Here is a 24,852-nt window from a genome sequence, read left to right as displayed (position 1 = left end):
CGCGATCGGTGAGCGGCCGCGGGCCGCGCTCGATCAGGATGCCTCGGCGATCTCGCCCTCCGACCGCGCGGCCACCGAACCGCGATCGACGGTGATGGTCAGGGCGCTTCCGGCCGGGGCATCCGCCGCATCGCGCAGGATCACACCGCCCTCGAGATGCGCGATCGCGTAGCCGCGCGCGAGCGTCGCCGCCGGCGACAGCGCACGCAGGGATGCCCGCAGCTCGCTCGTGCGGCGACCGGCGGCATCGAGGTGGCGGGTGAGGGTGTCGCGACCCCGCGAGAGCAGCAGCCACACCTCCTGCGCGCGGGAGTCGATGATCGGGGCGGGGGAGCGGAGCACGGGGCGCGAGCGCAGCTGTTCGAGCTGCGCGATGTCGTGCGACAGGCGCTGGGTGAGTCGCGTGGTCGCCCGGGAGCGCAGCTGTCCGATCAGGGCGCGCTGCTCGCCGACATCCGGCACGACCCGCTTCGCGGCATCCGTCGGGGTCGACGCGCGCAGGTCGGCGACATCGTCGAGGAGGGGGTGGTCGTTCTCGTGCCCGATCGCACTCACGACCGGCGTCGAGGCGGCGGCGACGGCGCGCACCAGGCGCTCGTCGCTGAAGCCGAGGAGGGTCTGCGGATCGCCGCCGCCCCGGGCGATGATGATGACGTCGACGTCGGGATCCGCGTCGAGACGGGCGAGGGCCGCCAGCGTGTCGGGAACGCAGCGCTCGCCCTGCACCGCCGCGTACTCGGTGCGGAAGCGCACCTGCGGCCAGCGCAGCTCGGCGTTGCGGTGCACGTCCTTCTCGGCGTCGGACCTCTCGCCCGTGATGAGTCCGATCACGTGCGGGAGGAACGGCAGCCGCTTCTTGCGCGAGGGGTCGAAGAGGCCTTCCTGACGCAGTTGCGCGCGCAGCTTCTCGAGCCGCTCGAGCTGGTCACCCAGCCCCACGTGCTTCATCGAGGAGACGGTGAAGCTGAAGTCGCCGGCCTTCACGAAGTAGTCGGCCTTGACGGCGGCGACGACGTGATCCCCGATCCCGAGGTCGGCGGGAATGCGCCCTCGAACGCTCGACCACACGCGGATCGAGATCTGCGCATCGGACTGCACGTCCTTCAGGCGCGCGAAGACGTTGCCGCCGCGGACGTTCCAGGAGGTGATCTCGCCCTCGACCCACACCGTGTTCCAGCGCGCGACGAAGTCCCGGATGGTGGCGTTCAGCCGGGCGACGGAGGTCGGGGCATCCGCCGTCGAATCGCGGGGCGAGACGGCATCCGCCGGCGGGTTCTCGCCGGGGCCGGTGGCTGCTTCGAAGACCGTCATCTGCTCTCGTCCCTGGGGGTTGTCGTGCGGGGGAGGATTCCCGGCTTTCTCAGGGTGGACGCCGGTAGAATCGAGGGGTGACCTCGACTGCCGTTCATCTCCCCATCCCTCGCCTCCCACGCGTGCGTGCGGCGGCCGGGAGGCTTCAGGATAACGCGGTGGCCGGACGCAAGCGCGTGCTGCTCGCGGCGCCGCGCGGATACTGCGCGGGTGTCGATCGCGCCGTCGTCGCCGTCGAGAAGGCTCTCGAGCGCTACGGCGCTCCGGTCTACGTGCGCAAGCAGATCGTCCACAACATCCACGTGGTGAGCGAGCTCGAGGCCAAGGGGGCGATCTTCGTCGAGGAGGTCGACGAGGTTCCGACCGGGGCGCACGTGGTCTTCAGTGCGCACGGCGTCTCGCCGGCCGTCGTCAACGCGGCATCCGACCGCGGCCTGCACGCGATCGACGCGACCTGCCCCCTGGTCACCAAGGTGCATCGCGAGGCCGTGCGCTTCGCCCGTGACGACTTCGAGATCCTGCTCATCGGTCACGAGGGGCACGAAGAGGTCGAGGGCACCGCGGGTGAGGCTCCGGATCACGTGACGATCGTCAACTCGCCGGACGAGGCCGACACGGTCGTCGTGAAGGACCCGAACAAGGTCGTGTGGCTGTCGCAGACCACGCTCTCCGTCGACGAGACGATGGAGACCGTCAACCGCCTGCGCACGCGCTTCCCCGAACTGCACAATCCTCCGTCCGACGACATCTGCTACGCGACGCAGAACCGTCAGGTCGCGATCAAGAAGGTCGCCGTCGGTGCGGATCTCGTCATCGTGGTCGGCTCCGCGAACTCCTCGAACAGCGTGCGCCTGGTCGAGGTCGCGCTCGAGTACGGGGCCAAGGCCGCGTACCGCATCGACTACGCCGAGGAGATCCAGCAGGAGTGGCTCGACGGCGTCGAGACGGTCGGCGTGACGAGCGGGGCATCCGTTCCCGAGGTCCTCGTGCGCGAGGTGCTCGACGCGATCGGCGACGCCGGCTACCGCGACGTCGAAGAGGTGAAGACGGCCGAGGAGGACCTCATGTTCTCGCTGCCGAAGGAGCTGCGTCAGGATGCTTCGGGCAAGCGCGACGATCGGGCCCTGGGCGGACGCGCGACCGGAGGAGGCGCGTAGCGTTGAGCGCCGCCGAGGCGGAACCCACGCTCATCGGATCGGTGCAGCGGGCTCTTCGCCTGGTCGACATCGTCACCAACTCTCCCCGTCCGTTGCCGACCAAGATGCTGGCGGCGATCACCGGGCTCACGCCCGGCACCACCTACAACCTCGTGCGCACGCTCATCCACGAGGGGTACCTGTCGGCCGAACCCGACGGGCTCGTGCTCGGGGCGCGATTTCCGACCTTCCAGCGCGAGATCGACACCCGCGGAGTCTTCCTCGCCCGCGTACGGGCGGCGCTGCGGTCGGTCACCGACGAGGTCGGGGCCACGGCGTACCTCTCGCGCTACGACGACGGGGAGATGCACCTCATCGACATCGTCGACGCCGAGCAGAACCCGCGTGTCGAGCTGTGGGTCGGACTGCAGTCGAGCGGGCACGCGACGGCGCTGGGCAAGCAGATCCTGGCGGAGCTTCCCGATGACGACCGTCTCGACTACCTCTCGCGTCATCGTCTCGAGGAGCTCACTCCTCGGACCATCAGCGATCGGCGCACGCTGCTGACGCAGCTCGAGCATTCCCCGGGGTGGACCCTCGACCAGGAGGAGTACGTCATCGGCGCGACCTGCGTGGCGGTTCCCGTCATCGCGCCCAACGTCACCGCCTCACTCGCGATCTCGCTGCCGTCGGATCAGGCGATCGTCGACCGCGAGCTGGTGGCGAAGCTGCAGAGGGCGGCCCGGCGGCTGTCGATCCAGCTCGGGGCGGATGCGTTCGGCGGGGGCGATCCCGGGCCGGAGTTCACTATCTGAAAAACCTCAGTGGCAGAGGATTCCGCCGTTGCCTATCCTTGTAGGCGTAGGCGTAGGCGTCTGTGCATCACGGCACTACGGGTTGCGAGCAGGATCCCCAGTCCCTCGCAACTGACTGGGATGAGGATGCGTCCCCAGCGCTCCTCGTCCGCGGCCCCGAGAAGTCCCCACTTCTCCGGGGCCGCCACCATTATCGGAGGACCTTCCGCTGGGAGCCCGGGACAGGCGCGGCCGTTAGCATGGCGGGATGAGCGAACAGCGGCCCCAGTACGGCGAGATCGCCACTCCCGAGGAGCAGCGGCGTGCCGCCGGTCTCCCGCCTCTCTCCGAACTGCCGCCGGTCGAGCCGGCCGTCGCGCTGCCGGCCGCGGACGCCGCTACGGATGCACCCCGGCGCGCGCACCCGGTGGACCGCTTCGTGACGATCGGACTTCTCGCCTACGGGCTGGTGAACGTCGTGGTCACCGGTCTGCAGTACCTCGACCTTCCCAGCGTGATGAACCAGGTGTTGTCGGTGCTGGGCGCCTCCAGCGAGTTCACCAATTTCGCACAGGGCAGACTCTGGGGGACGATCGCCTCCGTGGTGCTCATCGCCGGGTGGGCGCTGACGGCGACTCTGTCGATCCGTCGCCTGCGCCGCGGGAAGCTCACCTGGTGGCTGCCCCTGGTCGGTGCCGTGGTGACGCTGGGCATCGCGGCGATCTGCATCTCGATCCCGATGATGGGAGACCCCGCGTTCGTCGCCTACATGCAGGGCGGCACCGGCTCCTGATCGATCGCGCCCTGTCGCTACGCAGAAGAAAAAGAACGGGTGCCCCGCCTCGCGGCAGGGCACCCGTTCTTCTCGTGCGGTGGGTCAGCTCTTCGACTGACCGTACGAGCCCAGCTGGCGAGTGGACTCGATGACGCGGGCGGCCATCGCGGTCTCGGCGATCTTGCCCCAGGCGCGCGGGTCGTACTGCTTCTTGTTGCCGACCTCGCCGTCGACCTTCAGCACGCCGTCGTAGTTCTTGAACATGTAGTCGGCGATCGCACGCGTGTAGGCGTACTGCGTGTCGGTGTCGATGTTCATCTTGATGACACCGTTCGCGACCGCGGTGGCGATCTCCTCGTCGGTCGAGCCCGAGCCGCCGTGGAAGACGAGGTCGAGGGGCTTGGGGCCCGTGCCGTACTTGGCGGCGACCTCGGCCTGGATGTCACCGAGCAGCTCGGGGCGCAGCTTCACGCCACCCGGCTTGTAGACGCCGTGGACGTTGCCGAAGGTGAGGGCGGCGATGTAGCGGCCCTGCTCGCCGAGACCGAGTGCCTGGACGGCCTGGTCGACGTCGGAGAAGGTCGTGTAGAGGGCGTCGTTCGAGCCCTCGTGCTGGACGCCGTCCTCTTCGCCGCCGACGACGCCGATCTCGACCTCGAGGATCGCGTTGATCGCCTTCATGCGGGGGAGGAGGTCCTTCGCGATCTCGATGTTCTCGGCGAGCGGCACGGCCGAGCCGTCCCACATGTGCGACTGGAAGATCGGGTTGCGGCCGGCCTTCACCTCTTCTTCGGAGGCGGAGATCAGCGGCTCGACGAAGCCGGCGAGGGCGTCCTTCGGGCAGTGGTCGGTGTGGAGGGCGACCGTGATCGGGTAGTTCTTGGCGACCTCGGTCGCGAAGCGGGCGAAGGCGAGGGCGCCGGTCGCGCGGCCCTTGACGGTGTGGCCGGCGAAGTAGTCCGCGCCACCGGTCGTGACCTGGATGATGCCGTCGGAGCCGGCCTCGGTCAGCCCCTGGAGGACGGAGTTGATCGTCTGCGAGCTCGAGACGTTGAACGCGGGGTACGCGAAGCCGCCGGCCTTCGCGCGGTCGAGCATTTCGGCGTACTGATCCGGGGTGGCGACGGGCATGAGAACTCCTGCGGTAGATGAAGCCTGGGACAGCAGTCACTCTAGCCGGGAGCGTGGACGGATGCCGGGGGCCGGTGCGCGATGCCGGTGCGTGTCTCCTGCTGTTCTGTTAAGAAACGCAAATCCTTCACGGTCTCGACGGGGAAAACAGGGCATTTCGCCCCTGCCCGCTGGCTAGGCTGACCCCATGGTGAGTCTTACTGCTGATCTGAGCCCGCTTCGACCCGACCGCAACCTCGCGATGGAGCTGGTGAGGGCGACGGAGGCGGCGGCGATCCGCGCCGTGCCGTTCATCGGGCGGGGAGCGAAGGAGGCCGCCGACGGTGCGGCCGTCGACGCGATGCGCGCCTTCCTCGGCACGGTCGACTTCCAGGGGCGTGTGGTGATCGGCGAGGGCGAGAAGGACAACGCTCCGATGCTGTTCAACGGCGAGGTCGTCGGAACGGGACGCGGTCCCGAGTGCGACATCGCCGTCGACCCGATCGACGGCACCTCGCTCACGGCTGCGGGAAGGCAGAACGCTCTCTCGGTCATCGCGGTCTCGGACCGCGGATCGATGCTCGATGCGTCGACCGTCTTCTACATGGACAAGCTCGTCACGGGGCCCGCAGGCGTCGGTGTCGTCGACATCCGCCTCCCGATCGCCGAGAACATCCGCCGTCTCGCCGGCGCTCTCGAGAAGCCCGTCGATGAGATCGTCGTGTCGGTGCTCAACCGTCCCCGTCACGAGCAGCTCATCCAGGAGATCCGTGATGCGGGCGCGGGGACGCGTCTGATGAGCGACGGCGACGTGGCCGGTGGCATCAACGCGGCACGCCATGACGCGCGCACCGACATGTGCGTCGGCGTCGGCGGCAGCCCGGAGGGCATCGTCACCGCCTGCGCGATCAAGGCACTCGGTGGACACATCCAGGGACGCCTCTGGCCGCGCGACGATGACGAGCGCCAGCGCGGGATCGACGCGGGACTCGAGATGGATCGCGTGTACGAGGCGGATGATCTGGTGCAGGGCAACAACACGATCTTCGTCGCGACCGGTGTCACGGACGGCCAGCTCGTCGCCGGCGTCCGCCGCGAGCGCGGGTACGTGTACACCGAGAGCGTCGTACTGCGCGGGGCGTCGGGAACGCTGCGACGGATCGCCTCGGAGCACCTCGTCTCGAAGTGGTTGTGATCCTCGCGGGATGATGCATCGAGGCTTCCGGCGCGTGTCGGGGGCCTCGTCATCGTTACCGACCCGGTATCCCTCCTGCGCGCCCGATCCTGCGATTCTTCGTGGGTCGTGTCAGACTTGAGCCTGGGTTTGTCGCCGAGGACGGAGCCATCTGGCACCGCAGGCACAGGAGGGCGAACACATGACCACGCCGCAGACACGCAGCTCGAAGGCCGCGCCGACGAAGATCGTCACCACCAACACCGGACGCATTCTCCGTGTGAGCGCGGCGGATGCCGAGGGCAGCATCGCGGCGGCCACGCCTGCGGTGCCCGCCGCTCAGCCGGTCGTCGATCCGGCTCGTCGCGCCGATGTGCTCTTCCGCAAGCGCCGTGCCGAGGGGCAGGAGATGAGCGCCTGGTGGATGATCGGGGCCTTCCTCGCGACCAGCGGGCTCGTCATCATCCTGCTCAGTGGCGTTCCGGTGTGATCGGAGCGTCGATCCTGTCACGCACCGCACCGATCTCTGCCTGAACGGTCTCTTCGCGGACCGGTTCCTCGACCAGTTCTGATGCCGTGAATCGGCGCGCGCTCGCGGTGATGCGCGCCGGCTGGGCATCGAGCGTGGTCGCGTCGATGCCGGGGAACTGGCGTGCGGTCACGAGGACGCGGGTCTCGAGCGACCCGGCGAAGCGGTTGTAGCTGTCGACCGTGCGCTCCAGCGCGCGGCGGAGGTCGTCGGCATGACCTGCGAGGGTTCCGAGGCGGTCGTAGAGCTGCGTGCCGAGGTTCAGGAGCGTGCGGGCCTCGGTCGACACCTCCTGCTGCGTCCACGTGTACGCAACGGTCTTCAGGACGGCCCAGAGATTGACCGGGGAGGCGAGAGCCACGCGTCGACCGAACGCGTAGTCGAGGAGGGTCGGGTCCTCGTCGATCGCGGCGGCGAGCAGGGATTCGCTGGGGAGGAAGCAGATCACGAACTCGGGGCTGGAATCGAGTCCCGCCCAGTACGCCTTCTTCGCGAGAGCATCGACGTGTGCGCGCACCGCCTTGACGTGCTTCTGCATGTGCGCGCGGCGCTGAGCCTCGTGCGCATCTCCCGACGGCAGCGCCGACGCCTCGAGGTAGGCGTCGAGCGGCACCTTGGCATCGACGGCGATCGAGGCACCGCCGGCGAGACGGATCACCATGTCGGGTCGGCCCTGCCCGCGATCCGACGAGATCGTGGCCTGCAGGTCGAAGTCGACGTGCCGCGTCAATCCCGCCGCCTCGACCACGCGCCGCAGCTGGGTCTCGCCCCAGACGCCGCGCGTGGCGGTCGAGCGCAGCGCTCCGGCGAGCGACTCCGTCGTCGCGCGCAGTGCCTCGTCGGACTCCTGCGCTCGCCGCAACTGCTCGGCGAGTGAGCCGAACTGGGCGTGGCGCTCCTGCTCGATCGTCGCGACCTTCTGCTGCATCTGCTGCAGGCTCTCGCGCACCGGGGCGAGCGCGGTGAGCACGGCGTTCTGCTGCTGCACCCGCTGCGCCTCCGCTCGTTGCTCGACGCGCGCGTGCTCGACGGCATCGCGGTAGAGGTCGTACTGGCGATCGCGATCGTCGCGGGCCGCGGCGAGCTCGGCCTGCACACGGGCGAACTCGGCGGCACCTCGGCCGGCGCGCAGGAACCAGCCGAGCGCCGCCCCGGCGCACAGAGCGGCGATGACGAGGAGAACGATCAGGGGAGCATCCATGTGCTCATGATGCCCCTGGCCGCCGACATTGCCGGGAGGCGTCCCGGTCAGGCGACGGCGCGCTCCTCGCGGACGACCGGCGCGCCACCGAGTCGCAGTCCCAAGATCTCCGCGAGCATCTCGACGTCCGAGGCTGCGGCGCGGCGCGCGGCATCGATCACGATCTGCGCGCAGGCCCGAGCATCCGCCAGCGCATCGTGATGCGAGAACTCGGCGAACCCGGCGGCTGCTGCCGCCTTCGGGAGGCGATAGGAGTCGAGCTGGTAGGTCTTGCGCGCGACCTGCAGGCTGCAGAGCGAGCGATACGGAGGGCACACGCCGCCGGTCGCCTCGGATGCGCGGCGGAGCACGTTGAGGTCGAAGCCGGCGTTGTGCGCGACGAGCACATCGGACCCGGCGAAATCGCACAGGCGGTCGAACTGTTCGGTCCACGTGGCGGCCGTGAGAACGTCTTCGGGCTGGATGCCGTGGATGCGGACGTTCCACTCCTGGAACTCGTCGTGCCCGGGCGGGGGCTGGATCAGCCACCCGCCCTGCGCCACGACCTCGCCGCCGCGCACGCGCACGAGGCCGACGGAACAGGCGGAGGCGGGGCTGGAGTTCGCCGTCTCGAAGTCGATCGCTGTGAAGTCCAGGGGCACGAATCCACTCTCGCCCTAGCGTCCAGTTCGCGGCGGGCGGCGCGCCGTATGCTGACGACATGGCGGACAGCAGAGCGACGTTGTTCGGCGCGCAGGCGCAGGACTACGAGGCGGGGCGACCCGAGTACCCCTTCGACGCGGTGGCATGGATGCTCGAGATCCTGCCCGCCGGGGCGCAGCGCGTCGCGGACGTCGGGGCGGGAACCGGCAAGCTCACCCGCGCCATCGCGCACGCTCCGGGGGCTCAGATCGTCGCGATCGATCCCGACCCGGCCATGCTCGCCGCCCTGCGCGAGAACGTGCCGGGCGTGCCCACGTTCCTCGGCACCGCCGAGTCCCTTCCGCTGCCGGACGACAGCCTCGACGCCGTCGTGCTCGGCCAGGCCTGGCACTGGGTCGACCCGGTCCGAGCCTCCGCCGAGATCGGACGTGCGGTGCGCGCGGACGGAGCGCTCGGGCTGATCTGGAACATCCGCGACGAGCGTGTCGAGTGGGTGCGCGACCTCAGTCGCATCATGCATCGAAGCGCGGCGGAGGAGGCTCTGGCCGCGGGTGATCCTGTGATCGCCGCCCCCTTCGACACGCTCGAGAGCGAGAGCTGGGAATGGTCGCGGCCGATGACACGCGAACAGCTCCACCGCATGGCCTCGTCGCGCAGCGCGGTGATCACCGCGACACCCGAGGAAAGGGAGCGCATCCATCGGGAGATGGACGCCCTCTTCGACGACCTCGAGTTCACCGACGGAGTCATCGATCTGCCATACGTGACGAAGGCGTTCCGCGCCCGTCGCGGGTGATCGCCACGGGCGAGCGATCCGACGAGGGCATGCGTCGCGACAGGTAGACTCGTTCCCCGTGGCTCTCACTATCGGAATCGTCGGCCTGCCCAACGTCGGCAAGTCCACCCTCTTCAACGCACTCACCAAGAACGACGTGCTCGCAGCGAACTATCCGTTCGCGACGATCGAGCCCAACGTCGGCGTGGTGAACCTGCCGGACCCGCGGCTCGACAAGCTCGCGGAGATCTTCGGCAGCGAGCGCATCCTGCCCGCTGCGGTGTCGTTCGTCGACATCGCCGGCATCGTGCGCGGCGCCAGCGAGGGGGAGGGGCTGGGCAACCAGTTCCTCGCGAACATCCGCGAGGCCGACGCGATCGCTCAGGTCGTGCGTGGTTTCGCCGACGACGACGTGGTGCACGTCGACGGTGCGGTGAACCCGGCATCCGACATGGAGACGATCAACGCCGAGCTGATGCTCGCCGACCTTCAGACCGTCGAGAAGGCGATCACCCGGTACGAGAAGGAAGTCCGCGGCAAGAAGATCGACCCGTCGGTCCTCGATGCGGCGAACGCGGCGAAGGACGCTCTCGAGCGCGGTCAGCTGCTCTCGGTCAGCGGCCTCGACCTCGAGCCCATCCGCGAACTCGGGCTCCTCACCGTGAAGCCCGTCATCTTCGTCTTCAACGTCGACGAGGCAGTCCTCACCGACGACGCACGCAAGGCAGAGCTCGCCGCGCTCGTCGCTCCGGCTCAGGCGATCTTCCTTGACGCCAAGATCGAGTCGGAACTCATCGACCTCGACCCCGAGGACGCCGCCGAGCTGCTCGCGGCGACCGGCCAGGACGAGTCCGGCCTCGACCAGCTCGCCCGCATCGGCTTCGCCACGCTCGGACTGCAGACGTACCTCACCGCCGGTCCGAAGGAAGCGCGCGCCTGGACGATCCCGCAGGGTGCCAAGGCTCCGCAGGCGGCCGGTGTCATCCACACCGACTTCGAGAAGGGCTTCATCAAGGCGGAGATCGTCTCGTTCGAGGACCTCGTCGAGACCGGATCGGTCGTCGAAGCCCGCGCCAAGGGCAAGGCCCGCCTCGAGGGCAAGGACTACGTCATGAAGGACGGCGACGTCGTCGAATTTAGGTTTGCGCTCTAACGTCTGACTCCTCACGGATGCGCGGCTTCCGTCAGGCGGTCGCGTAGGCTGATCGGTAGTGCGTGAGGGTGATGTTCACCCATGGATCGAGTGCGCCGCCCGCATAGCAGTGATCCTCGTTGGATCGAGCGAAACTCAGAGCTAAGGCAACTGCTCAAGAGGGTGTCCTCGGAGCGGAGGAGCCGCGGATGGAGCGCATGTACGAGGAGCATCATCCCGACTCGCCTCTGCTTGAGTGTGTGTGGCAAGCACGGGCGACGAAGGACGAGCGCTACCTCGTCCCGGCGGTCGAGTACTGGGATCTGTGGTTCGCCCGCGCGGCAGGTGGAGATCTACTCGCTGGACTGTCGGGTCCGACTCTGGGTCACCGCTGGATCCGCTCGACGATCGGGGAGCATAGTGGGGGCGTTCAGCTGAAGGCTCATGTCGTTTTGCCTGGAGTGAGTAAGCATCTGCTGCTCGGCGGGGAGCAGCAGCTGGTTGTCGAAGCCGGGCACGTCACACTTGCGCAGCATGCCGTGCCGTTCCCGGAGTTCGCGGACCTTGAGGCCTTCACCGATCGTCTTCTGGAGCTCGACGTGCTGCGCTGCGACGGCGATGTCCGGCGCATGCTGTCCGGCGATGACGCAGGTTACTCCGAGCGGCAGCGGCAGCGCCGGGTCCGCGCCGCGACAGGACTTACGCGCAAGCAAATCGAGCAACTGTCTCGGGCGCGTGAAGCGTTTGCTCTGCTGATGCAAGGCGTGCCGCCGATCGAGTGCGCTGCACGCTGCGGTTTCGCAGACCAGGCTCACCTGACTCGTTCGCTGAGGGCGTTCCACGGTCAGACGCCGGCTCAGGTGCTGTTCGGCCGATGATGGCGGAAATGTTCAATACCGGGACATTCGCTCAGTGATGGACTGGGGACATCGCATCCACCACCAGTACAGGAGCAAACGATGTCCGCACCCGCCGCCCCCGAGGGGTATGCCACGGTCAACCCCTTCGTTATCACGAGCGACGCCGATCAGCTCGCTCAATTTGTCGTCGAAGTCTTTGATGGCGAGGAACGCGCGGAGGCGCGCACCGTCGATGACGACGGCCTGCTGCTGCAGGCCGAGGTGCGCGTCGGCACGACCACCATCATGTTCGCCGAGCGCAAGCCGGACTGGCCTTTCACTCCGAGCCTTCTCCAGATCTACGTCGATGACCTCGATGCGGTGCTCGAGCGTGCCCTCGCCCGCGACGCACGGCTCATCACGAAGCCGACTGACTTCTTCGGGACCAGCTTCGCTCGGATCCAGGATTCGAGCGCGAACATCTGGTGGATCTGGCAGCACGGCGAGATGGTCTGGGAAGAATCGACGGGCGAGAAGGACTGGACAGTCGAGGAGCAAGACGGCGAATGGGGAGAGGTCTCGCCCGGACTCGCCTACATCCACGACACGCTGATAGAAGCAATGACCTCCTTGCGTGACCCGAAGGCCTGAGGGGCGCAACCTCGTCATCGGAGGGGTCGGCCACGTCTGGGCCCTCCAAGAGTTTCCTGCTTTGCTGGTCGAGGCGGCGGATGATTGCGATGGGGGAACAGGCTGAAGGTGTGGTGGCCGGCCTGACTTGAGGCCCGCATTGGTCAAGGGTGGCCGCATAATCCATAGGTTGTTATCCGTGGTGACGTCGTGGAGTTCCGCTTCAACAACTGAGCGGGGTCGGCGCGATCAGCTGACCGCTCCGTGACGGCCGAGATCCTGCCTCAGCACCTCGGGCCAGACCTCGATGTCCGCGGGCGCGCGCGCAACCGTCAGGGTCGCGTGCGGGAGGATCTCGACGAGTGCATCCGCCGTCGACAGCGGATGCCCCGGGTCGTCGGTCCACGCCAGGATCGATGTCGGCACCTCGATGCGGGCGACGGCCTCCGGCGTGGGCAGATCGCTGAGTGCCGCCCCTCGCAGGACCGACGGGAGAAGCGTCTCGGTGACGTCGGGCCCCGGATCGGGCACGGCCTCGGCCTCTGGCGAGGGTGCGGGGCCGCGCGTGCTCGCGAGGTACGCCTCCATACCCTCGGCGTCGATGAGATCGGCCGCGGCTCGGTAGTTCGCGGCCTGAGCGGGTCGGGTATCCCACGCCGTGGGCGGCGCCATCAGCGTGAGTCCGGTGAAGCGTTCCGGCGCGATCGTCGCAGCGTGCAGCAGTGTCGCGGTGCCCATGGAGGGGCCGACGCCGTGAACGCGCTCACCCGGGAACCAGTGGTCGAGCAGTCTCAGAAGGTCGTCGGCGAGGGTCTGCCAGCGATAGTCCTCGGGGACCCTCCGCCCGGTCGACCGGCCGTGGCCGCGCGCGTCGTAGCGCAGCAGTCGCGTTCCGCTGAGTCCTCGGCCGAGGTCGAGCTCGAGTCCTCGATCGCGCGCCCGGCTCGCGGTGAGGCCGTGCAGCTGGACGACCGGGTGTCCGCCTTCATCGCTCATGGCGACGGCCAGCTCGGCTCCGGGCACCTCGAATGTGGGCATCAGGCTCCTCGCTCGGTGATGACCGTATTGGTTCGGTGGTCGGTGTGATCTCCAGGTTATCTGGGGGATATATGGTGCTACCCATGCGCCTGACGAATGTGACGCACCTCCGCCTCCCGTTCGGACGGCTCTGGGGGTACGACGTCGCCGCGTCCGCGCCCGGACGACGCCTCCCCGTGTCCTTCGACCAGCGCCTCCATGTCGGGGCGGGCGATCGACCCGGATCGTGGATGGCGCTCTCCTTCCGGCTGCCTGCACCGATTCCTCGCGAGTCGATCGCCGACGCCTGGCTGGAGGTGATCGCTCGACATGGCACGCTGCGGACGGCGTTCGTCGCCGGTGCAAACGGCGAGCCGGAGCTCCACGAGATCGAGATCGGTCCCGGTAGTTGGGTCGAACATCAGGTCGGCTCGGGACAGGCCGTCAACGACGCGTTGCGGGACGTCCTCGATGCGGCATGCTCGCCGTACCGGCATCCGTCGCACCGCCTCTGCGTGTTGGAGACCGCTGCCGGTCTCACGGTCGTGATCGCTGCGGACCATGCGCACGTCGACATGTGGTCGATGCTGGTGATCGCGCGCGATCTGCTGTCCGCGCTCGACGCCGGGCGCGTCGGTGCGCAGCCGACGTCGCGGCCGGCGCCGGCATTCGTCGAACACACGCAGACACTGTTGGATCGGGAGGCGGCACCCGACCACGTGCGTCGGCGGTGGGAGGACATCATCGACGGTAGCGGCGGCGTGATGCCGCAGTTCCCGTTGTCGCTGGGTACTCCCGAGCCGCATCGTGAGCGCGTGGAGGTGCGCGATGTGTTCGATGTCGACGACGCCGCGGCCTTCGCCGCACAGGCCCGGGACGACGGCGTCTCGACCCTCGCGCGGGCCGTCGTCGCGATGACCGCGGTGACCCGAGAACTGGCGGATGCCCCGCTTCGCGCCGTGTTCCCCGTGCACAGCCGATTCGAGGACACCTGGCACGACTCGGTCGGGTGGTTCATCACCAACTCCGTCCTCGAATCGGACGTCGCCGAACCGCATGCGGCGGCGGCCGCGGTGAAGGAGGCGGTGCAACTCGGCGCCTGGCCGCTCGCGGACGTCCTCGCGCCGTGGGGCGGCATGCCCGTCGCCCCCGGGATGTTCGCGATCTCGTGGCTGGATCTGCGCAGGCTTCCCGTACGCATCGACTCCGTCGGCCTCGACGCCCAGTACGTCAGCGCGGCGACCGATACGGACGGGGTCATGCTGTGGTTCATCCTGGATGAGTCGGGCCTGCACCTGAGATGCCGCTACCCCGACACGGCGGAGGCTCGCGCGAACGTCGGCGGATGGCTCGACCTCCTCGTCGCCCGGCTGCAGGCGGATGCGCGGTCGTCCGTGCGGGGACGCCTGCAGGTGGCGGGCCGAGAGTTTCGGCTCGAACGGGCGAACCGAGACGACATCGGGGCCATTGCCGCGCTGCTGCTCGACGATCAGTTCGGCCGGGATCGGGAGAGCGTCGAGCTCGAGCGCTACGAGGCGGCCTTCAGCGCGGTCGCGCGCGACGGATCCAACTACCTGGGGGTCGTCCGCGACAGCGACGATCACCCGGTCGCCACGATGCAGCTGACCGTCATCCCGGGCCTCTCCCGCGGTGGGTCGACCCGGCTCCAGATCGAGGGACTGCGCGTCGCTGCAGGGACGCGGTCACAAGGGCTGGGCGCGGCGATGCTCGAGTGGGCGCACGAATTCGGGCGAGTGCGCGGGGCCCGGCTGTCGCAGGTCACCACCGACGATGCGCGGGAGCGGACTCGCGCCTTCTACACCCGACACGGGTACCAGACCGCCCATGTCGGACTGAAGAGGGAGCTCTAGCCGAGTCCAGCCGCTAGAGCGTCCACACCGAGAGCATCTGCCAGCCCTCGGGCACCTGCGCCTCGAGTGCGTCCATGTCGTCGGCCGAGATCTCGCGGACGCCGTCTCGGCGATCGAACCGGGCCGTCGCCTGGATGCCCGCCGTGCCCTTGAGCATCCGCACCGGGGCCGAGACAAGGTCGAACCCGTCCGGTGCATGGCTCGAGATCTGCGCGTACACGTCGTCGAGGGACGCGCCGGCGACCTCGACGGTGTGCGATTCGACGGGGCGGATGAGAGCGGCGAGCATCTCACCAGCCTAGATCGACGGGCGCGGGCGCACGGTCATCACGCCGCCGACGGACGTCGCTCGATCCGCGGATGCGGGTATGCCGGGTCGCGGTCCTGGAAGCTGAGAATGCTCGGATTCTGGACCACGCCGTCGCGGATCTCGATCGCGCGGGCGAGCGTGCTGCTCGCGTCCCAGGAGGCCTCTCCCTCCATCACCGAGCGGAGGAAGGGCAGCGTCGCCTCGCTGATCTCCCAGGTCGCCGAGTTCCAGAGGTACGAGGGGCTGTGGTCCACGGCGTAGTAATCGACGCCTTCGCCGACGGTGAACATCGGTTCGTCGAAGGTCGTGGGTGTCGCCCACTCGAATCCCATGCCCTCGTCGCAGGAGACGTCGATGATGAGACTTCCCGACGTGAATCCCTGCAGGTCCTCCGTGCGCAGATAGGTCATCGGCGCTGCGACGTCCTGCAGTGTGCAGTTGACGACGATGTCGTGCGACGCCAGGAAGTCCGGCAACAGCACGTCACCGGCATCCGTGACGACCGTGCTGAGGTGGGTGGCCCCGCTGCCATCGGTGTTCAGCTGCGTCATGTGCGCATTGTGGATGGGAGAGCCGACGGCCGCCACTCCGCGTTGCGTGAGCACCTGGATGTCGTGGATGCCGTGGGCGTTGAGCGCGGTGACCGCGCCGCGCGCCGTCGCTCCGAAGCCGATCACGACCGCGCTGAGGCGTGGACCGTAGTCGCCGGTCGAGCCGACCAGGCTCAATGCGTGCTGCACCGAGCAGTAGCCCGCGAGCTCGTTGTTCTTGTGGAACACGTGCAGGCTCATGTCTCCTTGCGGCGTCCAGTGGTTCATCGCCTCGAACGCGATCAGCGTGAGGCGGTTGTCGATCGCGGTCTGGGTGATCGCGGCATCCTGCACGCAGTGCGGCCAGCCCCACAGCGTGCGCCCCGCGGGGACGGCGGCCACATCGGCCGCCTGCGGCTTGGGCAGCAGGAGCACATCGGCGGAGGCGAGCACCTCGGCGCGGTCGGCCACTCGCCCGACGCGCGACTCGATGTAACCGGGGGAGAGTCGGAAGTCCGCGCCGTATCCGCGCTCGACGACCATGCGCGCCCGGAGGTCCGGGTCGATGCGGTCGAAGTGGTGGGGGTGGATCGGCAGTCGTCGCTCGTTCTCCATGGAGGAGGCGGCGAGGAGGCCGAGTGAGAGCAGAGCGGCAGTGGAGCGGGGTGCGGCGTCGGACAACGTGATTCCCATCATCGGAGAACCAGGGTCAGTTCCTTCTCCGACAGTACGCCCCTGGCCTGCGCGGCGGGTGTGCGGCGCTATCGCCCGGTATCCGCCTCGTCCGGAAGCCGTTCCGCCGGGACGATGACGACGTCCTGCACCTTCCAATCGAGATCGGCGATGCCCTTCGATACCTCGGTGATGCGGCGGAGCGATACGCTGCCGCGGCGAGGGACGACGAACGCCTCGACGTGGAACACCTGCCCCTGGTCGCGCAAGCGCACGGCTGCATTCCCCACCCAGGGCTTGCTGCGCAGGTACGAGACGATGTCCCGGGCGAGCGGGTGGGGTGCAGCGCTGTCGTAGGTGCGAGCGCGCTGGTCCATGAGGTCGACGATCGCGGCCTTCGTGTTCTTGACGCCGTCCCAGATGATCCCGAGCGAGATGAAGACCGCGGCGGCGCCATCGAGCCACCACAACCCCACTCCGACCCCGAGCACGACGACGATCGAGGCGACCGTCGTCTGCCAGTCGGCCTTGGCCATGTCTGCATCGGCGTACAAGAGCTTGTTGTGCAGCACCGGGGCGAGTTTCGCCTTGGCCGGGCCGTAGAAGAAGATCGGGCCGACCACGACGACGGCCATCACCGCGACCATCAGCCAGCCGAGCCAGATCGTCTGTCCGAAGAGCAGTACGGTGCCGATCGTCGGATGCTCGCCCGAGACGAGTCCCACGACGGACTCCCGCGCGAGATTGAGGCCCACGGCCAGGAGGGCGACCCCGGCGACGAGGTGACCCACCCCCATCGCACGATGCATGCCGTACGGATGCGTGCGGTCGGGGCGTCGTCTCACGAAGATCAGCGCGACCAGGAAGGCGATCTGCGGGATCAGCGAGAGCATGTCCTCGATCCAGGCCGTGCGCATGGCCTGCGAGTTTCCGACGACGAGCGCGATCACGGCGATCGTGATGCTCGTGTACCCGATGGTGAACCATTCCCAGCGGATGGCGGAGCGCAGGGCGCGCGTCTGCTCGGCCGGGAGATCGGTACGTCCGAACTCGTGCGTCGCGGTCACGAGCCGACCTCGTCGTCGAGGTAGCTCTCGAGCTCGCTCAGGAAGGCGTTCTCGCCCAGCGGTACGAGCATCACCAGTGTGCGGCCGTCGGCGCCGTCGATATCGCTGTAACCGCGTGACACGCCCGCTCTCTCAAGCCAGGGGGTGTCGGAGGTGATCCCGCCCGCGATCAGGTCGAGGTCACCCCTCTCCAGCATCCCGACCAGCGTCTCCTCGCTGCCGACGGTCCATTCGGGTTCCGCGTCGAGGTGGTCGGCGAAGCCGTCGACCAGGTCGACCACACTCCCCGACGGGTCGTCACCATCGGCCTGCACGAGCGAGCCGTCGGGGGAGACCCCGACCCTCAACACGCTGTGGCGCACCGACGCGAGTGTGTCGTCGGGATCCGTCGGGATCGTCAGGCCGCACCCGGCGAGGGCTGCCGTGAGCAGGATCGCGGCGGCGCCCGCAAGGGCGCGGCGGACTGTCTGAGGTGTTCTCACCCCTGCACTCTGCTCCGGGCATCGTCCGCGGAGAAGCCGATTGACGCGACAGAGCCGCAGGGGTAGGCGAGTTGCACTCCCGGCTTCGTGACTTCCGCGACCGCCCGGTACGCTGGGTAAGGCCCACCTCACCAAAGGAGACTGCCGCACTATGGCTGACATTCAGATCTTCGAACCCGCAGGACGCGCGATCCCCTTCACCGCAGAGGGTGAGGGCCCCGCACTGATCCTGATCGCCGGGCACGGTCTGAACGTCACCTACCTCGAGCTGCTGTCGCACTCCGTGTCGGAGGAGGACTTCCGAGTCGTGAGCATCGGCTCGCGTCGCCCCTCGGATGCCGCGGTCACGATGCACGACCTCGCGCAGGACGTCGTCGACGTCATGTCGCACCTCTCGATCTCGGATGCCTGGGTCGGAGGTCACGCCTTCGGCGGTGCGGTGGCACGCGTCGTCGCTCTCGACCACCACGATCGTGTCAACGGCGTGCTCCTGCTCGGCGTGGACGAGACCGGCCCTTCGGCCGAGGCGCTCGCCGCGATCCCCGCCCCGGCCCGCGACGCCGAGGTCGACGCGCTGCAGGCCGCCGCGTGGGAGACCCCCGCTCCGCTCGCCGAGGGACTCCCGGTGCTCGTGGTGCAGGGCACCGACGACCCGATCGCCCCGGTCGTCAACGGCGAGAAGCTGCAGGCCGCAGCCCCCGACCGCGTGAGCGTCGTCGGCGTCGACGGCGGCGGATACCTCTTCCCGTTCACCCACATGGGAGCGACCTCCTGGGCGATCGAGGACTACCTCGACTGGGACTGACCTCTCGGGCTGAGAGGATGGTCTGATGACCGCCACCCTCGTCGCCCAGAACCTCTCCGGTGGGTACGGCCACCGCGTCCTCTTCGAGGGTGTCGACCTGACGGTCGCTCCCGGCGACGTCATCGGCGTGGTGGGCGCGAACGGCGCCGGCAAGTCCACCCTCCTGCGCCTGCTCGCGGGGGCGGATGCTCCGATCGAGGGGAGCGTCGCGCTCGCGCCGGCCGACGCCTTCGTCGGGTGGCTGCCGCAGGAGCACGAGCGCATCGCGGGCGAGACCGTCGCGGAGTACATCGCGCGTCGCACGGGCTGTGCTGAAGCGACGAGACAGATGGATGCCGCGGCCGAGGCTCTCGGCGATCCCTCGCTCGCGGCACCCGGTGTCGACCCGGCCGATGTCTATTCGACCGCTCTCGACCGCTGGCTCGCGAGTGGGGCGGCCGACCTCGACGAACGTCTGCCGGCGGTGCTGGCCGATCTCGGGTCGTCGAGCGGCGGCGCGCTGACCCCCGAATCGATGATGACGGCGCTCTCTGGTGGCCAGGCGGCGCGGGTCGGTCTGGCGGCGCTGCTGCTCTCGAGGTTCGACGTCGTGCTGCTCGACGAGCCCACGAACGACCTCGATCTCGACGGCCTGGATCGGTTGGAGGCGTTCGTGCGAGGTCTCCGCGGCGGCGTGGTGCTGGTCAGCCACGACCGCGAGTTCTTGGCGCGCAGCGTGACGAAGGTGCTCGAGCTCGACCTCGCGCAGGGGACCAACCGCCTCTACGGCGGCGGGTACGACGCGTTCATCGAGGAGCGCGCGACGGTCAAGCGACATCTGCGCGAGCAGTACGACGAGTTCGCCGAGAAGAAGGCCGATCTGGTCGCCCGGGCGCGGACGCAGCGCGAGTGGTCGAGCCAGGGCGTGCGCAATGCCATGAAGAAGTCTCCCGACAACGACAAGATCAAGCGCAAGGCGTCGATGGAGTCGAGCGAGAAGCAGGCTCAGAAGGTGCGCCAGATGGAGAGCCGCATCGCGCGCCTCGACGAGGTCGAGGAGCCCCGTAAGGAGTGGAAGCTCGAGTTCACGATCGGGTCCGCACCGCGCTCCAGCACCGTCGTGTCGACGCTGAACGGCGTGGTCGTCCGACAGGGGGCCTTCACGCTCGGACCGGTGACGCTCCAGGTCGACGGGGGCGACCGCATCGGGATCACGGGTCCGAACGGTGCGGGAAAGTCGACGCTTCTGCGAACCCTTCTCGGCACGCGCAGCCCCGACGAGGGGAGCGCGAGCCTCGGCAGCAGCGTGCAGATCGGCGAGATCGACCAGGCGCGCTCCCTCCTCGTCGGCGACGCGGCGCTCGCGGATGCCTTCGAACTGCTCGTGCCCGAGATGGCGTCGGCCGACGTACGCACGCTGCTGGCCAAGTTCGGGCTCAAGGCCGACCACGTCACGCGGCCGGTCGATGGCCTGTCTCCGGGGGAGCGCACCCGCGCGGCGCTCGCGCTGCTGCAGGCACGCGGTGTGAACCTGCTCGTACTCGACGAGCCGACGAACCACCTGGATCTGCCGGCGATCGAGCAGCTGGAACAGGCCCTCGAGTCGTACACGGGCACGCTGCTGCTCGTCACGCACGATCGGCGGATGCTCGACGCCGTCGAGACGAACCGGCGCTGGAACGTCACCGACGGGAACGTCGCCGAACTCTGAGCGTCAGCGCCCCTGACGCTTCTTGTACGGCTTGGGCTGGCCCTTCACGATCGGGGCCCTGCCTTTGCCCTTCGATGCCTTGGCCTTGCCGCCCGCCGGGGCGACGTTCTTCGGGGCGGGCGGGGGCGCAGCAGCGACGGCGGCCTGCGCCTCGACGAGGAAGAGCTCGCCGACGTGGGTGAGTCGCGGCGTGCCCTCACGATTGATCAGCGCGTGCCCGACCTCTTCCTCGAGTTTGTCGAGCGACGTGTAGAGCGAGGCGAGGGGGATGCCGAGCGACTCCGCGGCACGCGGGAAATGGAGCGTCTCGGCGAGGACGACGTAGCGGCGCAGGAGGGCGATCTTCATGGTGGTGCCTTCGGGTCCGCGGCGATCGCGGCTCTGCTCCCAACCTACGGGATCGGCCGGACACAGCGGATGCCGCGGCTCTGGTGAGCCGCGGCATCCGAAGTCTGTGGGTCAGGCGACCTGGGGCAGGACCGCGAACGACACGGCCCCCTCGTCGTCGACGCCCGCGTCGAGGATCTTGTCGTCCAGGGCGACGGCGGCGGTCTCGTCGAGGAACAGACGCGTTCCCGAGATCTCGACCACCTGGTCCTGCGGCTCGGGATCGGTCGTCACCAGCACGGCCAGGCGGGACTCGCCGCTGGGGCCCTGGGCCTCGGTGGAGTGGATGCGGAGGCCGGCATCCGGAGCTTCGCTCTGGCGGCTCACGAGGGTGGTGACGATGGCGGAGGCGTTATCGGTGAGGGTGAGCACGAGACTCTCCTTCCGGTTGGGGCACGCCGCGGTCGCGACGTGTCCGGGCCACGATGCCGAAACGGGGACGCGCTTTCAACCTCGACGCGCCGGTTCGGAGGAACCTCTCACCTGGGCAACAGCTTTCGCAGGAACACCTGCTCGGTCCCGTCCCCGTCGGGGATCCTCTCGCTCTCCACGTAGCCGCACGCCTCGTACAGGCGTATGTTCGCCTCGCTCAGGCTGCCGGTGAACAGTTCGGCCTCCGGGGCCGCCGATGCCTGCTCGGCTGCTTCCAGGAGCGCCCGTCCGATTCCTTCCCCCTGCATATCGGGGGCGATCGCGATCCGTCCGATCAGGAGGAGGTCGGTGCCGTCTCGGAACCGGATCGCACCGACCACCCGACCGTCGAGACGGGCGGCGAAACCCTCGCCCGCGGCGAGTTCCGCTCGCACTTCGTCGAGGGTCTGCGTCAGCGGCGGCATGTCGGCGCTGCCGTAGATCTGCGCCTCCGAGACGAACGCGGCGCGCTGAATCGTGAGCACTTCACCGGCGTCCTCCTCCCGAAGAGGGGAGATCTCGAGGGTCGCGCCCTCGTGCGGATGATTCTGCGATGTCTTCTCTCGTGCGGTCACCTGCCTACGTTCGGTGTTGCCGTGCCGAGGTGTCAACCCCCTCGGAAAGGCGGATGGTGAACGATAGGTTCGCCTTCAGGAGGTCAGAAAATGGCAAGCAAGACCACGTCCACGTCGGCCGCGAAGAAGACCGGCACGAGTAAGCGCGGCGCGAAGACGACGCGCACCCAGAACGCGGAGAAGGGCTTCACCGCCTCGTCGACGCTGGCGGCGAATCTGCAGGCCGTGCTCGTCGATCTGCTCGAACTCTCTCTGCAGGGGAAGCAGGCGCACTGGAACGTCGTCGGTCGGAACTTCCGCGACATGCACCGCCAGCTCGACGAGATCATCGACGACGCCCGAGCATTCAGCGACACGATCGCCGAGCGCATGCGTGCACTGCACGCCGTGCCGGACGGCCGGAGCGCCACGATCGCCGCAGCGACCTCGCTCCCGGAGTTCCCGGCGGGAGAGGTGTCGACCACCGAGACGGTCGACCTCATCACCGAGCGCCTCGAGGCCACGGTCGGCACGCTGCGCGATGTGCACGATGCCGTCGACGACGAGGACCCGACCTCCGCAGATCTTCTCCACGCCATCATCGAACGCCTCGAGCAGTTCGCCTGGATGGTGAGTGCGGAGAACCGAGAGCCTGCGGGGCGCTGAAGGGAGCGATCCGCACGGCCGCGCGTCAGGGGAGCGGCGCGTCGGGGTGCGGTCGGGTCAGTCCTTCGGGCTGTCGCCCGGCCGCACCGAGTTGCGGATGATGCGCGGGAGAACGACCCACAGGGCACCGACCGCGACGACCGCGGCGACGAAGGCGATGAGACCCGCGGTGCGATTCACGGTGAAGTCGACGATGAGAGTGGTCACCCCGATCGTCAGCGCTCCGATGACGAGGAGATCGATCTTCACGATGCGCGCGGCGATGTGCACGAGTTCGGGTTTGCGCCGTCGGCCGAAGAAAGCGCGGTGCATCCCGACCGGCGCGAGGGCGAGGATCGTGGCGATCGCGGCCAGTGCCACCAGCACGACGTACAGATCGCGCTGCAGCTCGTCCATGTCGGTGAAGCGCGGCTGGAAGGCGACGGCGAGCAGGAAGCCCGTGAGGATCTGCGTGCCGGTCTGCATCACCCGGAGCTCCTGCAGCAGCTCGTCCCAGTTGCGATCAGCCCGCTCGTTGGGGGTCTCGTCGCGACCATCGGCACGGTCGTCGAACTCGGACGCAGTACTCATGGACTCAGTCTGTCGATTGGGGCGGATGCCTGTCCAGACGCGTGAGCCGAAGGGGAGAATGACCGCGTGACTCTTCCACCGATCCGCGACTGGTGGCCGCAGCTCTCCATCGACGCGCGACGCACCCTCCTCGACGGTGACCTCCCTCACCTCACCGACACCGTGCGCGAGGAGATCCGCGAGATCACCGGTGCGGTGGTCGGCATGCAGGAGACGCTGTCGGACGACGACCTCGACTATGCGCGCGCCGAGGTCGAGGCATCCGAGGAGTGATTCCTCAGCCGATGGGCGTATCGGTCGGCTGCTCCTCGCGCAGGCGCGGTTCGGTGCGGCGTTCGGGGCGCACGCCCGCTTTGTCGGCGTAGAAGGCGCGGATGCGCTCCATGTCGGAGCGCACGTCGCCGGTGACTTCGATCGTCGGACCGAGCCCCGTCGTCATGGTCGTTCGGTCGACGAAACCGAGTGTCAGCGGCATCCCGGTCTCGGTCGCGATGCGGTAGAAACCCGACTTCCAGAAGTCGTTGCCCCCGCGCGTGCCGTCCGGGGTGATGACGAGACCGAAGACCTCGCCCGCATGCACCTGGCCGACGACGTCGGACACGACCCGCCCAGGGTTCTCGCGATCGACGGGGACACCGCCGAGTCGTCGCATGATCGGGCCTTTCCAGCCGCGGAAGAGGCTCTTCTTGCCGAGCCAGTGCACATCGATCCCGAGCCGCCAGGCGATCGCGAGCATGAGGACGAAGTCCCAGTTCGAGGTGTGCGGTGCTCCGATGAGGATCGTTGGCCGCGTGGGGACGGCGTCGTGCCCGACGAGCGTCCAACGGCTGAGGGCCCAGAAGAGGCGGGCTATCGAACGCGTGATCATCTCTCCACCGTAGGGGGAGCGGCTATCCGTCCGCTGGCGACGAGGATGCCTCGGAGTCGCCGGCGAGGCGGATGAGAGCGGCCGCCGTACCCGGGGGAAGCCCCGGCACGGCGTCGACGGGCACCGCAAGGGCCTGCAGTGCGCGGCTGAAATAGTTGCGCAGAGACGCCGCGAGCGTGATGTCGACGATCTGCCGATCGGTGAACCCGAGATCGCGCAGCTCCTGGGAATCGGCATCCGTCATCGCCCGGGGTGTGGTCGACAGGCGGGCCGAATAGCGCACGACCGCCTGCTCGGCCGGGCCGAATCCGCGATCGTCGTGAGCCGTGAACGCCGCCAGGCCGGCCTCGTCGAGCACCCCGACGGCGAGAGCGCGTCGACTGTGCGCCAGCAGACAGTGCGTCGAACCGATCGCGCGTGCGGCGCCGAGGGTCGCAGCCTCGTAGACCCGCACGCCGATCGACGGCACGACGGCCCGTATCAGCTCTTCGAAGGCGGCGTGCGCCTCGGGATTGATCGCCATCGCCTGGGTGTGGACGTAGACGAATCCGTCTTCGGCGATGTCGTCGGCGTACATCGCGGCGGCGTGCCCCACGACGGATGCCGCATCCGGGGGAGTGATGATCATCGCTGCTCCTTCGCCTCGACTCTCGAGTCCACAGCGAACGTTACGCCGCGCGGGCGCGACGCAACACCCGGATCGACGCCGCTGCCTCAGGACAGGCGTACGATCGAGGGATGACCGATCAGCAGGGAGACACCACCGAGCAGGACGCCGCCCTCGGGCTGGCACCTCTGCCCGGAACCCTCAACCTTCTCGACGGGGAAGCTGCAGGCCTCTGCAGCGGCGGCGTCTGCCACTTCCCCGCTCCGAAGAAGACGGGATAAGCGCCAGACGCCGCCA

The 24,852-nt window shown here is 68.6% G+C and carries 30 protein-coding genes; 15 read left to right on the top strand and 15 right to left on the bottom strand.

Going from position 1 to position 24,852, the window contains the following annotated elements; all coding sequences use genetic code 11:
* Nucleotides 1-33 precede the first annotated feature (33 nt).
* Nucleotides 34-1,311: an exodeoxyribonuclease VII large subunit gene (xseA, locus tag WFJ97_RS05290; protein ID WP_247632615.1), complete on the bottom strand. Its 1,278-nt coding sequence runs from the start codon at nt 1,309-1,311 to the stop codon at nt 34-36.
* Between the two features lie 122 nt (nt 1,312-1,433).
* On the opposite strand from xseA, the gene WFJ97_RS05285 reads away from it, so the two are divergent.
* From WFJ97_RS05285 to WFJ97_RS05275, 3 genes are all read left to right on the top strand, one after another.
* Nucleotides 1,434-2,468 (top strand): 4-hydroxy-3-methylbut-2-enyl diphosphate reductase, encoded by a 1,035-nt coding sequence (locus tag WFJ97_RS05285; protein ID WP_442928425.1) that lies wholly within the window; start codon nt 1,434-1,436, stop codon nt 2,466-2,468.
* 2 nt (nt 2,469-2,470) lie between these two features.
* The gene (locus tag WFJ97_RS05280; protein WP_336640719.1) at nt 2,471-3,262 is read left to right on the top strand and encodes an IclR family transcriptional regulator; all 792 of its coding nucleotides are present in this window, start codon (nt 2,471-2,473) and stop codon (nt 3,260-3,262) included.
* Nucleotides 3,263-3,509: 247 nt separating this feature from the next.
* Complete coding sequence (locus tag WFJ97_RS05275) at nt 3,510-4,034, top strand: DUF6264 family protein (protein ID WP_336640718.1); 525 nt, start codon at nt 3,510-3,512, stop codon at nt 4,032-4,034.
* Nucleotides 4,035-4,118: 84 nt separating this feature from the next.
* Here WFJ97_RS05275 and fbaA read toward each other — a convergent pair whose 3' ends face one another.
* Nucleotides 4,119-5,147 (bottom strand): class II fructose-bisphosphate aldolase, encoded by a 1,029-nt coding sequence (gene fbaA / locus WFJ97_RS05270; protein WP_247623004.1) that lies wholly within the window; start codon nt 5,145-5,147, stop codon nt 4,119-4,121.
* Nucleotides 5,148-5,334: 187 nt separating this feature from the next.
* Between fbaA and glpX the strand changes: the two genes are divergently transcribed.
* Together glpX and WFJ97_RS05260 are read left to right on the top strand one after the other, a co-directional pair.
* Complete coding sequence (gene glpX / locus WFJ97_RS05265) at nt 5,335-6,321, top strand: class II fructose-bisphosphatase (protein ID WP_247632612.1); 987 nt, start codon at nt 5,335-5,337, stop codon at nt 6,319-6,321.
* A 181-nt stretch (nt 6,322-6,502) separates the two neighbouring features.
* Nucleotides 6,503-6,790 (top strand): hypothetical protein, encoded by a 288-nt coding sequence (locus tag WFJ97_RS05260; RefSeq protein WP_247623002.1) that lies wholly within the window; start codon nt 6,503-6,505, stop codon nt 6,788-6,790.
* On the opposite strand, the gene WFJ97_RS05255 is transcribed toward WFJ97_RS05260, so the two are convergent.
* Both WFJ97_RS05255 and WFJ97_RS05250 read right to left on the bottom strand, forming a co-directional pair.
* On the bottom strand, nt 6,771-8,030 hold the full coding sequence (locus tag WFJ97_RS05255) for a DNA recombination protein RmuC (RefSeq protein WP_336640717.1): 1,260 nt from the start codon (nt 8,028-8,030) through the stop codon (nt 6,771-6,773). The genes WFJ97_RS05260 and WFJ97_RS05255 overlap by 20 nt on opposite strands.
* Nucleotides 8,031-8,077: 47 nt before the next feature.
* Nucleotides 8,078-8,671, bottom strand: a complete 594-nt coding sequence (locus tag WFJ97_RS05250; protein ID WP_336640716.1) for a 3'-5' exonuclease — start codon at nt 8,669-8,671, stop codon at nt 8,078-8,080.
* A gap of 59 nt (nt 8,672-8,730) precedes the next feature.
* Between WFJ97_RS05250 and WFJ97_RS05245 the strand changes: the two genes are divergently transcribed.
* The 4 genes from WFJ97_RS05245 to WFJ97_RS05230 all read left to right on the top strand — a co-directional run bounded on the left by WFJ97_RS05245 (nt 8,731) and on the right by WFJ97_RS05230 (nt 12,069).
* The gene (locus WFJ97_RS05245) at nt 8,731-9,468 is read left to right on the top strand and encodes a class I SAM-dependent methyltransferase (protein WP_336640715.1); all 738 of its coding nucleotides are present in this window, start codon (nt 8,731-8,733) and stop codon (nt 9,466-9,468) included.
* A 58-nt stretch (nt 9,469-9,526) separates the two neighbouring features.
* Complete coding sequence (gene ychF / locus WFJ97_RS05240) at nt 9,527-10,600, top strand: redox-regulated ATPase YchF (RefSeq protein ID WP_336640714.1); 1,074 nt, start codon at nt 9,527-9,529, stop codon at nt 10,598-10,600.
* Between the two features lie 188 nt (nt 10,601-10,788).
* Nucleotides 10,789-11,457, top strand: coding sequence for an AraC family transcriptional regulator (locus WFJ97_RS05235; protein ID WP_336640713.1), 669 nt, complete (start codon nt 10,789-10,791; stop codon nt 11,455-11,457).
* 81 nt (nt 11,458-11,538) lie between these two features.
* A complete protein-coding gene (locus tag WFJ97_RS05230; protein ID WP_336640712.1) occupies nt 11,539-12,069 on the top strand; it encodes a VOC family protein in 531 nt (176 codons plus the stop codon).
* Between the two features lie 228 nt (nt 12,070-12,297).
* Here the strand turns inward: WFJ97_RS05230 and WFJ97_RS05225 are convergent, their stop codons facing one another.
* Nucleotides 12,298-13,086: an alpha/beta fold hydrolase gene (locus tag WFJ97_RS05225; protein ID WP_336640711.1), complete on the bottom strand. Its 789-nt coding sequence runs from the start codon at nt 13,084-13,086 to the stop codon at nt 12,298-12,300.
* Between the two features lie 83 nt (nt 13,087-13,169).
* Between WFJ97_RS05225 and WFJ97_RS05220 the strand changes: the two genes are divergently transcribed.
* On the top strand, nt 13,170-14,936 hold the full coding sequence (locus tag WFJ97_RS05220; protein WP_336640710.1) for a GNAT family N-acetyltransferase: 1,767 nt from the start codon (nt 13,170-13,172) through the stop codon (nt 14,934-14,936).
* Nucleotides 14,937-14,949: 13 nt separating this feature from the next.
* Here WFJ97_RS05220 and WFJ97_RS05215 read toward each other — a convergent pair whose 3' ends face one another.
* The 4 genes from WFJ97_RS05215 to WFJ97_RS05200 all read right to left on the bottom strand — a co-directional run bounded on the left by WFJ97_RS05215 (nt 14,950) and on the right by WFJ97_RS05200 (nt 17,997).
* Nucleotides 14,950-15,225, bottom strand: a complete 276-nt coding sequence (locus WFJ97_RS05215) for a hypothetical protein (protein WP_336640709.1) — start codon at nt 15,223-15,225, stop codon at nt 14,950-14,952.
* A 38-nt stretch (nt 15,226-15,263) separates the two neighbouring features.
* Nucleotides 15,264-16,472, bottom strand: coding sequence for a N(5)-(carboxyethyl)ornithine synthase (locus WFJ97_RS05210; RefSeq protein WP_336640708.1), 1,209 nt, complete (start codon nt 16,470-16,472; stop codon nt 15,264-15,266).
* A 65-nt stretch (nt 16,473-16,537) separates the two neighbouring features.
* Nucleotides 16,538-17,515: a cation transporter gene (locus tag WFJ97_RS05205; RefSeq protein ID WP_336640707.1), complete on the bottom strand. Its 978-nt coding sequence runs from the start codon at nt 17,513-17,515 to the stop codon at nt 16,538-16,540.
* Nucleotides 17,512-17,997 (bottom strand): hypothetical protein, encoded by a 486-nt coding sequence (locus tag WFJ97_RS05200; RefSeq protein ID WP_336640706.1) that lies wholly within the window; start codon nt 17,995-17,997, stop codon nt 17,512-17,514. The genes WFJ97_RS05205 and WFJ97_RS05200 overlap by 4 nt, the downstream gene beginning before the upstream one ends.
* Before the next feature lie 151 nt (nt 17,998-18,148).
* On the opposite strand from WFJ97_RS05200, the gene WFJ97_RS05195 reads away from it, so the two are divergent.
* On the top strand, nt 18,149-18,802 hold the full coding sequence (locus WFJ97_RS05195; protein ID WP_247622991.1) for an alpha/beta fold hydrolase: 654 nt from the start codon (nt 18,149-18,151) through the stop codon (nt 18,800-18,802).
* A gap of 25 nt (nt 18,803-18,827) precedes the next feature.
* Nucleotides 18,828-20,492, top strand: a complete 1,665-nt coding sequence (locus WFJ97_RS05190) for an ABC-F family ATP-binding cassette domain-containing protein (protein WP_336640705.1) — start codon at nt 18,828-18,830, stop codon at nt 20,490-20,492.
* Between the two features lie 3 nt (nt 20,493-20,495).
* Here the strand turns inward: WFJ97_RS05190 and WFJ97_RS05185 are convergent, their stop codons facing one another.
* The 3 genes from WFJ97_RS05185 to WFJ97_RS05175 form a co-directional block, all read right to left on the bottom strand.
* On the bottom strand, nt 20,496-20,840 hold the full coding sequence (locus WFJ97_RS05185) for a LysR family transcriptional regulator (protein ID WP_247622989.1): 345 nt from the start codon (nt 20,838-20,840) through the stop codon (nt 20,496-20,498).
* 111 nt (nt 20,841-20,951) lie between these two features.
* Nucleotides 20,952-21,251, bottom strand: a complete 300-nt coding sequence (locus WFJ97_RS05180) for a Fe-S cluster assembly protein HesB (RefSeq protein WP_247622988.1) — start codon at nt 21,249-21,251, stop codon at nt 20,952-20,954.
* 107 nt (nt 21,252-21,358) lie between these two features.
* Nucleotides 21,359-21,865, bottom strand: a complete 507-nt coding sequence (locus tag WFJ97_RS05175) for a GNAT family N-acetyltransferase (protein ID WP_336640704.1) — start codon at nt 21,863-21,865, stop codon at nt 21,359-21,361.
* Between the two features lie 90 nt (nt 21,866-21,955).
* On the opposite strand from WFJ97_RS05175, the gene WFJ97_RS05170 reads away from it, so the two are divergent.
* Nucleotides 21,956-22,510: a Dps family protein gene (locus WFJ97_RS05170; RefSeq protein WP_247622986.1), complete on the top strand. Its 555-nt coding sequence runs from the start codon at nt 21,956-21,958 to the stop codon at nt 22,508-22,510.
* Nucleotides 22,511-22,567: 57 nt separating this feature from the next.
* Here the strand turns inward: WFJ97_RS05170 and WFJ97_RS05165 are convergent, their stop codons facing one another.
* Complete coding sequence (locus tag WFJ97_RS05165) at nt 22,568-23,080, bottom strand: DUF6328 family protein (protein WP_336640703.1); 513 nt, start codon at nt 23,078-23,080, stop codon at nt 22,568-22,570.
* A 66-nt stretch (nt 23,081-23,146) separates the two neighbouring features.
* On the opposite strand from WFJ97_RS05165, the gene WFJ97_RS05160 reads away from it, so the two are divergent.
* Complete coding sequence (locus tag WFJ97_RS05160) at nt 23,147-23,353, top strand: hypothetical protein (protein WP_336640702.1); 207 nt, start codon at nt 23,147-23,149, stop codon at nt 23,351-23,353.
* 4 nt (nt 23,354-23,357) lie between these two features.
* Here WFJ97_RS05160 and WFJ97_RS05155 read toward each other — a convergent pair whose 3' ends face one another.
* Nucleotides 23,358-23,948 carry a 1-acyl-sn-glycerol-3-phosphate acyltransferase gene (locus tag WFJ97_RS05155; protein WP_336640701.1) on the bottom strand — a complete coding sequence of 197 codons (591 nt, stop codon included), beginning with the start codon at nt 23,946-23,948 and terminating at the stop codon, nt 23,358-23,360.
* 22 nt (nt 23,949-23,970) lie between these two features.
* On the bottom strand, nt 23,971-24,576 hold the full coding sequence (locus tag WFJ97_RS05150; protein ID WP_336640700.1) for a carboxymuconolactone decarboxylase family protein: 606 nt from the start codon (nt 24,574-24,576) through the stop codon (nt 23,971-23,973).
* Between the two features lie 110 nt (nt 24,577-24,686).
* Between WFJ97_RS05150 and WFJ97_RS05145 the strand changes: the two genes are divergently transcribed.
* Nucleotides 24,687-24,836 (top strand): hypothetical protein, encoded by a 150-nt coding sequence (locus WFJ97_RS05145; RefSeq protein WP_247622981.1) that lies wholly within the window; start codon nt 24,687-24,689, stop codon nt 24,834-24,836.
* The last annotated feature ends 16 nt before the right edge of the window (nt 24,837-24,852 follow it).

The organism is Microbacterium sp. USHLN272, assembly GCF_037149655.1.
Lineage (GTDB): Bacteria > Actinomycetota > Actinomycetes > Actinomycetales > Microbacteriaceae > Microbacterium > Microbacterium galbinum.
The sequence above is the reverse complement of the archived record's forward strand: the minus strand, read 5'-3'. Positions and strand labels throughout refer to the sequence as shown.

What these genes read in the sequence shown, in the direction of transcription:
- fbaA (WP_247623004.1), bottom strand. Translation starts at nt 5,147, where the DNA reads ATGCCCGTCGCCACCCCGGATCAGTACGCCGAAATGCTCGACCGCGCG.
- WFJ97_RS05215 (WP_336640709.1), bottom strand. Translation starts at nt 15,225, where the DNA reads ATGCTCGCCGCTCTCATCCGCCCCGTCGAATCGCACACCGTCGAGGTC.
- WFJ97_RS05235 (WP_336640713.1), top strand. Translation starts at nt 10,789, where the DNA reads ATGGAGCGCATGTACGAGGAGCATCATCCCGACTCGCCTCTGCTTGAG.
- xseA (WP_247632615.1), bottom strand. Translation starts at nt 1,311, where the DNA reads ATGACGGTCTTCGAAGCAGCCACCGGCCCCGGCGAGAACCCGCCGGCG.
- WFJ97_RS05210 (WP_336640708.1), bottom strand. Translation starts at nt 16,472, where the DNA reads ATGATGGGAATCACGTTGTCCGACGCCGCACCCCGCTCCACTGCCGCT.
- WFJ97_RS05255 (WP_336640717.1), bottom strand. Translation starts at nt 8,030, where the DNA reads ATGGATGCTCCCCTGATCGTTCTCCTCGTCATCGCCGCTCTGTGCGCC.
- WFJ97_RS05165 (WP_336640703.1), bottom strand. Translation starts at nt 23,080, where the DNA reads ATGAGTACTGCGTCCGAGTTCGACGACCGTGCCGATGGTCGCGACGAG.
- WFJ97_RS05225 (WP_336640711.1), bottom strand. Translation starts at nt 13,086, where the DNA reads ATGCCCACATTCGAGGTGCCCGGAGCCGAGCTGGCCGTCGCCATGAGC.
- WFJ97_RS05185 (WP_247622989.1), bottom strand. Translation starts at nt 20,840, where the DNA reads ATGAAGATCGCCCTCCTGCGCCGCTACGTCGTCCTCGCCGAGACGCTC.
- WFJ97_RS05155 (WP_336640701.1), bottom strand. Translation starts at nt 23,948, where the DNA reads ATGATCACGCGTTCGATAGCCCGCCTCTTCTGGGCCCTCAGCCGTTGG.
- WFJ97_RS05195 (WP_247622991.1), top strand. Translation starts at nt 18,149, where the DNA reads ATGGCTGACATTCAGATCTTCGAACCCGCAGGACGCGCGATCCCCTTC.
- WFJ97_RS05170 (WP_247622986.1), top strand. Translation starts at nt 21,956, where the DNA reads ATGGCAAGCAAGACCACGTCCACGTCGGCCGCGAAGAAGACCGGCACG.
- WFJ97_RS05260 (WP_247623002.1), top strand. Translation starts at nt 6,503, where the DNA reads ATGACCACGCCGCAGACACGCAGCTCGAAGGCCGCGCCGACGAAGATC.
- WFJ97_RS05230 (WP_336640712.1), top strand. Translation starts at nt 11,539, where the DNA reads ATGTCCGCACCCGCCGCCCCCGAGGGGTATGCCACGGTCAACCCCTTC.
- WFJ97_RS05220 (WP_336640710.1), top strand. Translation starts at nt 13,170, where the DNA reads ATGCGCCTGACGAATGTGACGCACCTCCGCCTCCCGTTCGGACGGCTC.
- glpX (WP_247632612.1), top strand. Translation starts at nt 5,335, where the DNA reads ATGGTGAGTCTTACTGCTGATCTGAGCCCGCTTCGACCCGACCGCAAC.
- WFJ97_RS05275 (WP_336640718.1), top strand. Translation starts at nt 3,510, where the DNA reads ATGAGCGAACAGCGGCCCCAGTACGGCGAGATCGCCACTCCCGAGGAG.
- WFJ97_RS05245 (WP_336640715.1), top strand. Translation starts at nt 8,731, where the DNA reads ATGGCGGACAGCAGAGCGACGTTGTTCGGCGCGCAGGCGCAGGACTAC.
- WFJ97_RS05145 (WP_247622981.1), top strand. Translation starts at nt 24,687, where the DNA reads ATGACCGATCAGCAGGGAGACACCACCGAGCAGGACGCCGCCCTCGGG.
- WFJ97_RS05150 (WP_336640700.1), bottom strand. Translation starts at nt 24,576, where the DNA reads ATGATCATCACTCCCCCGGATGCGGCATCCGTCGTGGGGCACGCCGCC.
- WFJ97_RS05190 (WP_336640705.1), top strand. Translation starts at nt 18,828, where the DNA reads ATGACCGCCACCCTCGTCGCCCAGAACCTCTCCGGTGGGTACGGCCAC.